This window comes from Brevibacterium sp. NPDC056726 (assembly GCF_042790515.1).
Taxonomy (GTDB): domain Bacteria; phylum Actinomycetota; class Actinomycetes; order Actinomycetales; family Brevibacteriaceae; genus Brevibacterium; species Brevibacterium sanguinis.
Genome location: NZ_JBHTYZ010000006.1, coordinates 248,280 through 261,281, shown reverse-complemented (window position 1 = coordinate 261,281; position 13,002 = coordinate 248,280). Strand labels below are relative to the sequence as shown.

Here is a 13,002-nt window from a genome sequence, read left to right as displayed (position 1 = left end):
AAGTGGAATGGAGAGCACCCAAGGCTGCGCGCTGCGTCGTCGCTGGTGACAGCGGTTCAGCGGAGGCCCGGATGCCGATGGTCTTCCGGGAGGACAGCGCGCAGCAGCGTTATCGGTGACGAACCGATCCGATGGATCGGGAGTTCCTGACGGTGTGGCTGTCGGGGACAGTCACGAGGGACCGCCTCGGCGAGGTCGGCGGGGAGTCGGGCCCTGAGCCGGGCTCAGCGGCGGACTCGGTCGAACGACCGGAGGAGGTGAGGAACGTGCGCGCTGTCAGGCGCGGCGGTCACGGATGTAGGCGATGCCGGACGCAGTCACTGCGCAGCGAATCAATGTACCCATGGTCATCAAGCTAGCACAGGTCCGCGCACGGGGGCCGGGGTGATCGCCGAGGTGGCCGGCGGTCGCGATCATTCCGCAGCGTCGGGACCGGTACCGGCCTCGCGGCCGTCGGCGTCCGGATCCGGTGCGACGAGGTTGAGCTGCCACGACACCCCGTACCGGTCGTTGAGCCACCCGAAGGGCCCGAATCCGTAGTCCCCGAGCGGCATGAGCGCGCGCCCCTCCTCGCCGAGGAGGCCGGTCCACAGGCGGTCGAGCTCGGTCTGCGAGGTCGCGCGGTAGAACAGGGACATCGACGGGGTGAAGTCGAAGCCGTGCCGGACCGAGCTGTCGATGATGGCGATCTGCTCGTCGGCGATCGTGAACCGCGCGAGCCGCACCTTGCCGTCCATGCCGGGAGTCTCCGGCCCGTACCGGTCGATCATGAGGAGCTCACCGCCGAAGAGGTCGACGTAGAAGTTCAGGGCCTCCTCGGCGCGGCCGTTCTGGAACATGAGGAACGGGGTGAGCTGCTGGATGTCCGACATCGGTGAGGGTCCTGTCGTTGGGGGAGTCATTCGATGACTTCGCCGCTGATGATCTCTCCGCCGCCGTCGCCTCGGCGGTTGATGTGCGGGTCGGCGGCGATGCGGGCTTCGAGTTTCCGCAGGCGCCAGCCGAGCCAGACGAGGGCGATGCCGACGAGGGCGATGAAGATCGAGAGGGTGACGACGAGGGCGGCGATGCCGGCCTCGGGGGCGAAGAGGAAGAAGCCGCCGATGACGATGCCGACGACGCTGATGATCGTCAGCAGCCACCACGCACGCACGCCGAGCTGGCGCACGAAGACGGAGATGCCGATGCCGAAGGTGCTCACGGCGATGATCGTCAGGCCCGCGAGGACGGTGACGACGGCGGCGAAGAGCATCGGGGCGAGGAAGACGATGACGGCGAAGGCGAGCATGAGGATCGTCCGCAGGATGCGACCGCCGCCGCGGGTGCCGCGCGGGGCGAGGACGAGCGAGGTGATCGCGATGAGCGCGACCCAGCAGGCGAAGATCCGGGCGACCACCTCGGCGGTCGCGCCGGGCCAGACCATCATGAGGACTCCGACGGCGAGGGCGATGACGCCATTGACGATGACGGCGGTTCCGGTGCGTTTGAGGTCCATGGACCAAGCGTAGTCAGCGGGGATGGAAGGAGTCTGAACGCTGGGAATCCGGGACGGTCTCGGTCACGTCGGCTGGCGGTGGTCCCTCGTCACCGAGTCCCAGCCGACGACGGGCGGCGGTGTGGGTTCGGAGCCGACGGCCGGTCCGAAGCACGGTGCCTGGGCGGGAGGTGCAGGTGTGTCCGCCGAGGCGGTCGGCTCGTCTGCGCTCTGTGCCTCGTGATCCTGCCCGTCCTCGTCGCCGGCGTCGGAGCGCACCGACTGCGACAGTGCGCGGACCATGCTGTCGAGCTCCTCGAGGGAGTAGCCGGTCGTCTTCATGAACTCGGCGATGGTGATGTCGCGGGTGCCGGTCAGCCCGGTGAGCCGGTCATGGTCACCCGCTGCGGTGTCGATCGCCTCACGGACGCGCTCAGCGACCGGTGCGTCTGAGTCAGCCGAGTGGTCCGAGCCGTCCGCGCTGTCGGCGGCACGGCTCTGACGGTCCGCCGGCCTCGGTGAGTTCGATTCGAGGAAGCGGAGCAGTTCGACGGGGAACGGCAGGACGAGTGTCGAGTTCCGCTCGGAGGCGACTTCGACGATCGTCTGCAGGAGCCGCAGCTGGAGGGCTGAGGGCGTTTCCGACATCGCGCTCGCGGCCTGGGCGAGTTTGTTCGACGCCTGGAGTTCGCCGTCGGCGACGATGATGCGCGAGCGGCGTTCGCGTTCGGCTTCGGCCTGCCGGGACATCGAGCGCTTCATCGCCTCGGGCAGGGCGACGTCCTTGATCTCGACGCGATCGATGTGGATGCCCCAGTCGACGGCGGGGCTGTCGATCATGATCGCCAGACCCTGGTTGAGGCGTTCGCGGTTCGTCAGCAGGTCGTCGAGTTCGCTCTGGCCGATGATCGACCGCAGCGAGGTCTGGGCGACCTGACCGACGGCGAGCCGGTAGTCCTCGACGTCGACGATCGCGCGGCGCGGGTCGACCACTTTGAAGTAGATGACGGCGTCGACGCGGACGGTGACGTTGTCGCGGGTGATGCCGTCCTGTGCGGGGATCGGCATCGTGATGATCTGCAGGCTGACTTTCTGCAGGTGATCGACGAACGGGATGATCGCGGTGAGCCCGGGATCCCGCGCATCGCTGGTGACGCGGCCGAAGCGGAAGACCACGCCGCGTTCGTACTGTTTGACGATCTTGAGGCTGTTGCCGAGCGTGATGGCTCCGACGGCGACCAGTCCGAGAAGGATGTAGAGGAACAACATCGTCATCGCCCCCTTGCGACGCTTGCTGGTCCTTTCAACGGTAGCACCGCTCTGGTCAGATGAACCCATCTCATCTACAATGCCCGGCGGATTGTCGACAGGTGTGAAGATTCGGCGGTGACGTGAATCCGCCGCTCACGCAGAGGTGCGGAGTCAGGCAGCGGGGGCGGAGTCAGGCAGCGGCTTCGCGGGCGAGGAGACGACGCCCTGCTGGGTAGGCGGCCAGGGACTCGGGGAGGCGGATGCGCCGTCCCGAGGCATAGGTCGCGATGATCTCGCCGAGGCGGACCTCGGGTTCCGCTCCCACCTGACCGTCGGCGGTCACGATGGGGATCTGTGCCGTGGCGGTCTCGACGCCGAGGCGGCGCAGCGTCTGCTTGGCCACGGGCACGGGGGAGTCGAAGAGGGTGATGCCGGCGCGGGCGGCCATGATCCGGTCGGCGACGAGTCCGTAGTGCGTGCACCCGAGGACGATCGCCTCGGTGCCGGGGTCCATCTGGGCCAGAGCCGCGTCGATGGCGGCGTCGATCGTCGGCATGTCCGCGTCGTTGATCGCCTCGGCGAGTCCGGGGCAGGCGATCTTCGCCACCGTGAGGTCGCCGGCGAAGGAGTCGATGAGGTCCTGCTGATAGGCGCTGCCGGTCGTTGCCGGGGTCGCCCAGATGGCGAAGTCCTCGCCGGTGCCGGCCGCCATCTTCACGGCGGGCACGGTTCCGATGACGGGAATCGTCGGTTCGTAACGGGCCCGGACCGCGTCGAGGGCCTGCACCGAGGCGGTGTTGCAGGCGATGACGATCGCGTCGGGTTCCCAGTCGGCGAGCACCGCCGCCGAGGCGAGGGCCCGCTCTTCGAGGGTCTGCGCGCTGAGGCTGCCGTAGGGGGTGAAATCGGGGTCCATGGCGAGGACGAGGTCGGCCTGCGGGGCGAGGCTGAAGAGAGCGTCGGCGGTTCCGAGGAGCCCGAGACCTGAGTCGAGCAGTCCGATGCGCGTCATGATTCCTCTTTCGCGGCGGAATCGGTGGGGGCATCGCCGCGGGAGGGAGCGTCCGCCTCTGCGGCAGTGTCGTTGTCGCTCTGGTCCTCGCGGATGTTCGAGTCCTCGCGGACGATCGGCTGCGTGCGGGGGTGCGCGAAGTCCTTGATCTCCTTGAGGTGGGCGCGGGTGAGCCCTTGGGCGAACTCGGGGGCGATGATCTTCAGGCGGTCGGAGGAGTAGCGGTCGACGAAGTACCGCCGTGTCGTCGGGGCGGCGAGATCGTCGTCGACCCACACGGCCTTCTGCGGTTCGTGGGTGTCGAGCCAGTCCTCCATCGCCCGCGCCTTCCACCACAGCTGCGGGTCGTTGGCGTAGCGGTTGTGGGTGTCGTCGGGCATCTCGATGACGTCGAAGGAGTTGCGCATCCCGAACTTCGGTTCGAGCTCGGTCTTGCAGCGCTGCGACCACGTCGAGAGCCAGACGATGTCGACCTCATGGGTCTCGACGAGGCGATCGAAGAAGGCGATGACCGACGGTCGGTAGTGGAGTTCGTAGTCCCACGCCTGGAGCTTCTTGCGCCCTTCGGTCATGAGGCGCAGCGCCGGCACGGGGTAGGAGTTGAGCACTCCGTCGACATCGAGGAAAACGGTGACGTGGCGGGCCTGCCGACGCGCCGAGACCGGCGACGATGATGCAGCTGCCATCGTTCCTTCCTGTGTCGAGGGCGACCCGGTAGCCTGGCGGCAGGTCTGTGATCGGATCAAGATTCTGTCATCTGATCCGGAATCTTTGATCCCAATCAGAATACCGTTCGAAGCTGAGGACTGAGGAAGTCGGGGCGCCGTGCACCGAGACGAGCTGGCATGTATCGCGAGGTGAGGATCCCGCGACTCCGTGCGGTGCTGTGGGTGTCCGGCCCTGATGTGGGAAGGCGTCCTTTGTTGTCCGATGGGATTGACCGATCGGTGGCGGAGAACGGGACAACGGCGACCGGGACAACGGCGTCGGACCATGGCGAGGACGGCGTCACGGCCGATGTCATCGTCCCCGATGGGTGCATGGATCTCATCGCCCTCGACTCCGGAATCGTCATCGCAGGTGCAGATTCCACCGCTCGCCGAATTGCTCCTGCGCGGAACCCCGCGGTTGGTCTGCGCTTCGATTCCGGCGTTCTGCCGCAGCTGCTGACGATTTCGGCCGCGGAACTCGCTGACCGCGTCACCCCGCTCGGAGACGTCGTCCGTCTGAGGCCGTTGACATCGGGATCGCGCGGTACCGGTCCGATGATGTCCGCCGCGCCCACGTCGAGCACTCTCGCCGAGGTGGCTCGAACGTGGGTCGACGGTGCGTCAGGTCTCTGGAATGACCGCGGGTTGCCGGGTGGCGACGGGGGCACGCAGGCTGCGGTGTTCGGAGAGAGCGTGGAGAGGCTCGTCCGACTAGGCGAAGCACTCGTCCGCGGCACGGAGATCGATCGGCGCCCGCTCGACTTGGCGACTGCCCTCGCTTTCTCTCCGGAGGCGCCGGCATCGACGATCGCCGAGGTGGCCGCCGACTTCGCCTATTCCCCGCGGCAGCTGCGGCGGCTCTCAGGAGCGTGGTTCGGGTATGGGCCGAAGCATCTCGCGAAGATCCTGCGGTGGAGGACTGCCCGCGAACTCCTGGATGCGGGCCACACGCGCACGAGCGCGGCGGTCCGTGCCGGTTATGCCGATGCCTCCCACTTCTGGCGGGATGAGCGCTCGCTGCTGGGTCGGTGAGAGCCTGAGTTCAGGTCAGTGCGTGGGATTCAGTTCTGCGCTGCGAAGAGGTCGATGGTGTTCCCGTCGGGGTCGGAGATCACGGCGTAGCGCTGTCCCCAGAAGGCGTCCCAGGGTTCCTTGACGACTGCGGCCACCGGGTCGCCGTCGTCGCTGCCCTCGGTGAGCTGGGCGAATGTCGCATCGACGGCCTCGGCGGTGGAGCAGTCGAAGGCGAGTGACATCTTGTGGCCGCCGGTGGGCCACGTCCACTGGGGGTCGATTCCGAGCATGACCTCTTCGGTGTCGAGGAGGACACGGAGGCCGCCAGTCGAGAGCTCGGAGTGCGGTGCTTCCGAACTTCCGTCGACGAGGTTGAGGCCGAGAGCCTGATAGAAGGCCAGTGCCTTGGCCATGTCTGCTGTCACGATGGAGATGGCGTCGAGTTTCATACCGACAACGCTAGGGCCGAGGCGCCTGGCTGGGCATGAATGATTCGGCCATGTTCGGGGTGAACCAGATTCGAGGCAGCGGTTCAGAAGGGTGGGGGTTCGCCGTTGTCCCAGACCCATTCCTGTTTCGCGGGGTTCTTCCATCGGATGCCGCCTGCTCGTGGCATCCACCCCGGGGTCCCGTCCTCGCCACCTGCCGGCCCTGGGCATTCGGGTCCGGTGCGCACTTCGCCATGGGGCGGCGTTGAATCTGGTGGGTCAACGACCAGTGGTGGGATGCCGGGAACATCGAGATCGTCATCGAGGTTGCTCACGCCGGGACTGCTCATGCCGGGACTGCTCATGCCGGGACTGCTTGTGAATGGGTCGTCCGGGTCTCCGGCGAGGCTGTTCGTGTCGGAAACATCGGGGCGGCTGACAGTGACGGGGTGATCGCTGGCGCTGCTGGTGGTGCCGGTGCTGCTGGTGAGGGTGTTGATGAGGCGTGCGTTCTCGACGTTGACAGGGTTGTCCCCTGGGCGTGCGGTGACGCGGGTGCCGTGGGCGAATGTGTACTCGGCGATCCCCGGGGTGCTCATTTGCACGGTGAGGAGCCGGTCGGTCTTCTGCTGGTGGTGCTGTTTGCAGAGGGGGTGGAGATTGCCGAAGACGGTCAGGCCACCGTCGTCCGGGTTGTCGTGATTGAACGGGTCGATGTGGTCGATTTCCGCGGTCGCGGCACGGCGACGGCATCCGGGCACAGTGCACCATTGCCATTGCGCGGCCAGCGTCGTTCTCACGGGTGTGGGGATGTGGTACGTCTTGGCTTTCGCGTTGATGGGGGTGCCGGTGGCGGGATCGGTGAGGATTCTGGTCCAGGTACGGCAGGTCCCGGCGATGAGTCGGGCTTGGTCAGCGGGCAGAGGGGTGCCGTCGGGCAGGGTGCCGGGCAGATTGCTGTGGCCGGAGAGGGTGGTGCAGGGCACGGAGATGAGCATGCGTGCTTGCATGGCCATCCAGTAGGGGCTGGTGGGCGCTTCGAGGGTGAGGGAGAACAGAGATCGGCCCTGGTCGTCGAGTCCGGCGTCGGTGATGCGGGTCAGAGCCGCCCGCAGCGCGGCACTCGGTGACCGCGGCGGCGGTGGCGACTCTTCGTCGGATGTGTTGCCGTCGTGGCCAGCTATCGCGGAGATTTTTGGTGCTGATGCCGTGGCATGATCGTCCGAATGACTCAAACCGACTTCGGCATCCTCGGTGGGTGCTGTCTCAGTGGCGGCGGCGACCGCCTCGGCGGTGGTGTCGTCTGTCGGGCCGGCGTTGCCGGGAGGAACCTCGTGGTGGGGCAGGCCTGCTGCGTCGGCGGCAGCGGTGATGGCGGTGGCGATGTCGTCCATCGTGGCGGCGGTGTCGAGGTCGAGAGGAATGCTGCGGTCCGCGGTGGCTCCGGTGTCGGTGTCGTGGGCGCGGATGGTCAGGTTCAGGCGCGGGGTGGTGCTGGTGAGGATGTCGAACATGAGGGCATCGATGCTGCGGACGTCCTCGATGACGGAGTCTTCAGGCAGTTGGTCGGCGAATGCGGTGGTGTTGCCGGCGCGGATGGCTTTGGCGAAGGCTTCGATGCGCAGGTAGCAGGCGTGGAGTTCGAGGGCGGATCCGGTGAGCATCAGGCATGCGGTGCCGTCGTCGTGGGTGGTCAGTGACACTCGTCGGCGCTGATGGGCGGTCTGGGTGCGGTCGTCTGCCGGTTCGATGACGTTGATCTTCAGGGACAGTGACTTCCTGAAAGTTTGGATGGTCACGTCGGGGCGGCGGTGGCACAGGTAGTCGTCGATGAGGGGCAGGTGGCGGAAGGCGACGTTGCCGCAGAGGCGGGTCGCTGCCAGGGCGTGCTCGATGGTGAAGTCTCCGGCTTGGCAACGAGCGTGGAATTTCGGGAGGCCGTGGATGAGGGTCATGGCGTCGGTGACGTGGCTGTAGGTGTGCGCGATGGTGGTGCCGCGGATAGCGGTGAGTTCGGCGATGTCTTCGGCGTGGGAGTAGGTGTGGACCCAGGCGTTGAAGGTGCGGTCGGGGGCGAAGCGGGGAAATCCGGGCAGCGCTGGTGACGTGGGCTCCTGGGCCTGCGGGTCCGGGGTGGAGTCGTCTGCCGAACTGGCCTGCGAGTCGGTGCCGACCTTGCCCGCGCTATCGGGGTCGGTTGTCGCGGGCGCATCGGGAGAAGGTGGTGCGCCGGCAGCGGAGGGTACACCGGTTGCGGGACGGTCGTCAGTGCTGAGGACGCCGGTGCCACCGGCAGCATCGTTCCGACCACCGGGAGCATCATCGCCACCACCGAGAGCGGCTTCTCCGTCACCGGTGTCAGCGTCGCTGTCGGTCTCGTCGTCGGTGACCCAGTCGGCAGTGCAGCCCTGAGCTCGGGCGAAGCGGCGGACGGTCTCGGTGAAGGCGGCGTGTTCGTAGGGGGTGCCGGGACGGGGATTGAGGAGATTGAGGTGGGTGATCGTGTCGGTGAGGAAGAGGCTGGCGGTGGTCTCGAGCGCGGCGAGTTGGGCCTGGTCGCTGGCGGCGTAGACGGTGAAGGCCGCGGCGTAGGGGGAGGAGGCGTCGATGTCGACACGGGCCGGAAGAGGGCCAGGCGTGTCCCCGGAAGGAGCGGATGCGATTGTGTCGGTCACTGGGTTTCACCTGTCTTCCCACGTCAGCGTGGCTGATGACAATAGTGTAGTTCACGTCACATCCGATGTCAATGGGTAGTTCGAAACTCGTTCGAACGGAAGATTCATTCGTTTCGTTGTGCTCAGTGATTTTCAGGCGCGAAAATCATCGTCGTGAGGTGCTGTGAAGGTGTGCTCAGCGATCGTGTGTGGCGCCGTGAGAACGTGGCAGCGTGCGAGCCGATCCGGGGGCTGTGCCGTGATTGTGAGGCCTCTTAGGCGAGCCTGATGAGAGTGCGAGCGGGAGCGAGCAGGGGCAGCGGATTCCTCCTGAGCAGGGATCCCTCAATGCGTCGGCCGAAGGCCCGCACTCGATTCAGCTGCCCTGCTCGTGTTCACTCTGCTCGCGGTGCGTCGCGTCGGCTCGTCGAGGGCCGAGCGCATCGGTCCCTCGTGGCAGTTCTGGCCCGCTGATTCGCGCGGGCGCGGCAATGCTCCGCAAGGCCGCCATTCCGCGTTGCCCCGCAGGGCCGCCGTTCCGCGCGATCGCCGCCGTTCCGCGTTGCCCCGCAGGGCCGCCGCTCCGCGCAGCCGCGCTGCAGCTCCCCGCACCTGCAACTCTGTACCGCGCAGCCGCAACCCTGCCCCGCCCGCGCAAGTGCAGCGAAGCCGCTGCCCTACTCCGCGAGGTAGGGCTCGAAGACGGCGCGGACCTCGTCGGTGAGGGGAGTGGGCCGGCCGGTCTCGCGGTCGATGTGGACGAGGACGACGTCGGAGTCGAAGACCTTCCGTCCGCTCTGGTCGCCGCGGGTGCTGATCGTGAACGACGAGTTTCCGATCTTCTTGACCACGGCGGTGAGCTTGAGCTCCGGGCCGTACATGACGGGCACGAGGTAGTCGATCGACTGGTGGGCGACGAGCAGTCCGCCCGAGGTGATGTGCGATGCCCTGACGTGGTGCATCCAGCGGACCCGGCACTCCTCGATGAGTGTGATCATCCGGGCATTGTTGACGTGGCCGAGCAGATCCTGATCGGACCACCGCACCTCGGGAGAGTACTCGAACGTCCTCACGGCCACCCCTTCCGTTCCTGTCGGGCACGACACTTCGCGTGTCGGCAACGACGATTACTTCGCCTGTCGGCAACGACGATTCCGCCGCTGTGCGTCATTGTCGAAACTGATCGAACGTTCTACAGTAAATCAGGATCTGTCGGCGAAGGTGAAATCGACGAAAGGGAGATCAATGGAGATGCCACCAGGAGCGGGCCCGTCGAGCGCAGGAGCAGGCTCGGCGAGCGCCGACGACAATGACGCGAACCGTGCCCCCGCGACCTCATACGGCACAAACCCTGCCCCCACCACCCCGTCCCCCGGCATGCTCGCCGGGGTGCGCGTCCTCGACCTCGGCGGTATCGGACCGGGTCCGTTCGCGACGATGATGCTCGCCGACCTCGGCGCCGAGGTGATCCGCCTCGACCCGCCGACGAGCATCGGTCAGCCGATGAATCCCGTCCTCGACCGGGGCAAGCGCTCGGTGACCGCGGACTTCAAGACCGCCGAGGGCATCGCGCTGGCCAAGGCGATCGCCGCCGGCAGCGACATCGTCGTCGAGGGCTTCCGGCCCGGCGCTGCCGAGCGCCTCGGCCTCGGGCCCGACGACCTGCGCGCTCTCAACCCCGCCCTCGTCTACGGGCGGATCACCGGCTACGGACAGGACGGCCCGAAGGCCCAGAAGGCCGGCCACGACCTCGGCTACATCGCCTCGACGGGACTCCTCGCCCAACTCGGCCGCGCCGACGGACCGCCGCAGTTCCCGGCCAATCTCCTCGGCGACTTCGGGGGAGGGGGCATGCTCCTCGTCGTCGGCGTGCTCGCCGGCCTCACGCATGCCCGCGCCACCGGCGAGGGCACCGTCGTCGACGCCGCGATGGTCGACGGCGCCAACCTCCTCTACGCGATGATGCACGGGTTCGCCGCGATGGGCATCTGGCGCCACGACGCCCGCGGCCGCAACCTCCTCGACTCCGGGGCGCCGTTCTACGACGTCTACCCGACTGCCGACGGCAGACACCTCTCCGTCGCCTGCATCGAGCCGCCGTTCTTCGCCGCGTTCGTCCGCGCGCTCGACCTCGAGGACGATCTCCCCGAGCCGCTGGGCACCCTCGACCACTGGAACCCGCAGCACTGGCCGGCCCTGCGCGCCCTCATCGCCCCAGCGATCGCCGCCCGCAGCCTCGCCGAGCTCGACGACCTCTTCACCGGTGTCGACGCGTGCGTCGAACCCGTGCTGACGATGGCCGAGGCGAAGCACGACGAGCACAACCGGGCCCGCGGTCTCTTCGCAACTGATGCCGCCGGTGTCGACCAGCCCAGCCCCGCCCCGAGGTTCGGTGGCACGAGTGCCCCGGAGCCGCCTCGGCGCGCTCCGCAGATCGGGGACGACACCGCCGCGGTCGCCGCGGAACTCAGCGCAGACCGCACGTGACCTGCAACGCAACCGTGTGCCAATCGTGACCTGCGGCCCAAATCGGGTGCGGTAGTGTGAATGGCGCCGGAGGGTCGAGAACCGCCCGGCGCCCCTTTCCCCGACGGAGCGAAGCAGTATGAGCAATGGGACCCAGTCGATCGATCGAGCCGCAGAGATCTTGTCGCTGGTCGTCAAGGCCGACGACCCGATCTCGTTCACCGAGGTGGTCGAGGCCACGGAGCTCGCCCGGTCGACCGTCTCCCGCCTGCTCTCCGCGCTCGAGCGCAACGGCCTCGTCGAACGCAACGCCGAGGGTCACTTCCGCGGCGGCTCCCTCTTCGCGACGTACGCCTCCCGCTTCGATCGGGTCGAGGCGCTCGTCGCCGCCGCCGACCCCATCCTCCAGCGTCTGAGCGAGGAGACCGGCGAGACCGTCAACCTCGCCGTGCCGAGCTCGAACGCCGTCGTCCAGATCGCGCAGGTCGACTCGACGTACGTCCTCGGGGCGACGAACTGGGTCGATGTGAAGGTGCCCTCCCACGCCTCGGCGCTGGGGAAGGTGATGTTCGCATTCCGCGCGATCCCCGTGCCGACGGGGCGTCTCGAACGCCTCACCCCGCGCACGCTCGGATCGCGGAAGGAGCTGCTCGCCGACCTCGCCGAGGTGCGCGACCGCGGGTTCGCGATCGTCCACGAGGAGTTCGAGCCGGGTCTCGACGCCCTCGCCGCCCCCGTGCTCGGCACCGATGACCAGGTCATCGCCGCCGTCGGCATCTCCGGCCCGACGATGCGCATCGCCGAGCACCACGACCGGTTCGGTGAGCTCCTCATCGCCGAGGCGGGGCTGCTGTCCCGCAGCCTCAAACGCAAGGTCAGCCACCGGTAGGCTCGGCGGGGAGGTGCGGGCGTCGTCCCGCACCGAGGCGGTCGATCGTGTCGTCCGGAAGTGCGGTCGACGACTAGAACCTCACCGATTCAGAACCTCACCGGCTTACGACGTCACCGAGGCGGGATCGGGGTCGCCGAGCAGCTCGAGCTGCCTGCGTCGCCACGCCTCGGTGTCCTTGACCTGGTTGAACGTGTAGATGTGCAGTCCCGAGACCCCCATGTACGGGTCGGCGAGGACGGGGGAGAGGCGGTCGAGGAACTTCCGGGGGTTGTAGCCGCCGGGCTTGGCCATCCGGGTGAACGTCGCCGTGTTCTTGCGCAGGAACCGCGTCGATTCGCCGACGCCGATCTTCGTCGCGACCTTGGCGAGCTTCGCGAGCTCGACCTTGCCGGCGATGCCGAGGATGAGGGGCATCTCGATCCCGCGCGCCCGCACGCGGGCCAGCCACGTGCTGACGATCCCCGGGTCGAAGCAGAGGTTCGAGACGATGTGCGTGGCGTAGTCGCGCTTGTCCCACATCGCCTGGACGGTGACGTCGTCGGGGATGAGCGGGTGTGACTCGGGGTAGGCGGCCACCCCGATCTGCGAGATCGGCGGGGCGAGGCTCGTGAGGTCGATGAGGAGGTCGAGCGCACTCGCATAGCCTCCGGCCGGCGGCGTGGCATCCCCTGCGGGAACGAAGATCGTGTCGATCCCGGCGCGCCCGAGGCGATCGATGATCTCCTCGAGCTCGGTCCGGCCCTGGACCATGCGGGCGGCGATGTGCGGCACGGCGGTGTAGCCGCGGGCCTGGAGCGCCTCGGCGGTGGACAGGGTCGCATCAAGGCCCATGCTCGTCGATGCGGTCACCGTGATCGTCCGACCTGGGGCGACGTGGTCGCTGATGCGGTCGACGATCCCGGCAGTGGGGAGGACCTCGTAGCGGGCGGACTTGAGAAGTGTGCGAAGAGCGGACACGGACACCATTGTCTCCTTCCGGCGGGGCAGGGACCCGATCGCGGCGGCAGCCGATCCGCCGTCTTGCGCGCCGGCCAAATTACCGGTCGGAAGTCCTTGCTTCTGCTGTGCCGACGATTCTACACTCAAATCACCCATAATATG

The 13,002-nt window shown here is 67.6% G+C and carries 12 protein-coding genes; 3 read left to right on the top strand and 9 right to left on the bottom strand.

The genetic code is table 11. The annotated features are described in order from the left end of the window. Positions 1 to 413: 413 nt before the first annotated feature. The 5 genes from ACFQ91_RS14205 to ACFQ91_RS14185 form a co-directional block, all read right to left on the bottom strand. On the bottom strand, positions 414 to 872 hold the full coding sequence (locus ACFQ91_RS14205; protein ID WP_198500342.1) for a VOC family protein: 459 nt from the start codon (positions 870 to 872) through the stop codon (positions 414 to 416). A 26-nt stretch (positions 873 to 898) separates the two neighbouring features. Next, complete coding sequence (locus ACFQ91_RS14200; protein WP_198500343.1) at positions 899 to 1,495, bottom strand: HdeD family acid-resistance protein; 597 nt, start codon at positions 1,493 to 1,495, stop codon at positions 899 to 901. 63 nt (positions 1,496 to 1,558) lie between these two features. Then, the gene (locus tag ACFQ91_RS14195; protein WP_249120940.1) at positions 1,559 to 2,749 is read right to left on the bottom strand and encodes a slipin family protein; all 1,191 of its coding nucleotides are present in this window, start codon (positions 2,747 to 2,749) and stop codon (positions 1,559 to 1,561) included. A gap of 166 nt (positions 2,750 to 2,915) precedes the next feature. Further along, complete coding sequence (locus ACFQ91_RS14190) at positions 2,916 to 3,737, bottom strand: glutamate racemase (protein WP_198500344.1); 822 nt, start codon at positions 3,735 to 3,737, stop codon at positions 2,916 to 2,918. Continuing rightward, positions 3,734 to 4,423 carry an HAD domain-containing protein gene (locus tag ACFQ91_RS14185; RefSeq protein WP_198500345.1) on the bottom strand — a complete coding sequence of 230 codons (690 nt, stop codon included), beginning with the start codon at positions 4,421 to 4,423 and terminating at the stop codon, positions 3,734 to 3,736. The genes ACFQ91_RS14190 and ACFQ91_RS14185 overlap by 4 nt, the downstream gene beginning before the upstream one ends. Before the next feature lie 354 nt (positions 4,424 to 4,777). On the opposite strand from ACFQ91_RS14185, the gene ACFQ91_RS14180 reads away from it, so the two are divergent. Next, the gene (locus tag ACFQ91_RS14180; RefSeq protein ID WP_198500346.1) at positions 4,778 to 5,479 is read left to right on the top strand and encodes a helix-turn-helix domain-containing protein; all 702 of its coding nucleotides are present in this window, start codon (positions 4,778 to 4,780) and stop codon (positions 5,477 to 5,479) included. Between the two features lie 29 nt (positions 5,480 to 5,508). Here ACFQ91_RS14180 and ACFQ91_RS14175 read toward each other — a convergent pair whose 3' ends face one another. The 3 genes from ACFQ91_RS14175 to ACFQ91_RS14165 form a co-directional block, all read right to left on the bottom strand. Then, on the bottom strand, positions 5,509 to 5,910 hold the full coding sequence (locus tag ACFQ91_RS14175; protein ID WP_198500347.1) for a VOC family protein: 402 nt from the start codon (positions 5,908 to 5,910) through the stop codon (positions 5,509 to 5,511). Between the two features lie 83 nt (positions 5,911 to 5,993). Continuing rightward, positions 5,994 to 8,564, bottom strand: coding sequence for an HNH endonuclease signature motif containing protein (locus ACFQ91_RS14170; protein WP_211978323.1), 2,571 nt, complete (start codon positions 8,562 to 8,564; stop codon positions 5,994 to 5,996). A 656-nt stretch (positions 8,565 to 9,220) separates the two neighbouring features. Then, positions 9,221 to 9,616 (bottom strand): thioesterase family protein, encoded by a 396-nt coding sequence (locus ACFQ91_RS14165; RefSeq protein ID WP_198500349.1) that lies wholly within the window; start codon positions 9,614 to 9,616, stop codon positions 9,221 to 9,223. A gap of 172 nt (positions 9,617 to 9,788) precedes the next feature. On the opposite strand from ACFQ91_RS14165, the gene ACFQ91_RS14160 reads away from it, so the two are divergent. Beyond that, positions 9,789 to 11,030: a CaiB/BaiF CoA-transferase family protein gene (locus ACFQ91_RS14160; protein ID WP_232623810.1), complete on the top strand. Its 1,242-nt coding sequence runs from the start codon at positions 9,789 to 9,791 to the stop codon at positions 11,028 to 11,030. Positions 11,031 to 11,148: 118 nt separating this feature from the next. Then, complete coding sequence (locus ACFQ91_RS14155) at positions 11,149 to 11,898, top strand: IclR family transcriptional regulator (protein ID WP_198500350.1); 750 nt, start codon at positions 11,149 to 11,151, stop codon at positions 11,896 to 11,898. Positions 11,899 to 12,003: 105 nt separating this feature from the next. On the opposite strand, the gene ACFQ91_RS14150 is transcribed toward ACFQ91_RS14155, so the two are convergent. Further along, positions 12,004 to 12,867 carry a methylenetetrahydrofolate reductase gene (locus ACFQ91_RS14150; protein ID WP_249120939.1) on the bottom strand — a complete coding sequence of 288 codons (864 nt, stop codon included), beginning with the start codon at positions 12,865 to 12,867 and terminating at the stop codon, positions 12,004 to 12,006. Between the last annotated feature and the right edge of the window lie 135 nt (positions 12,868 to 13,002).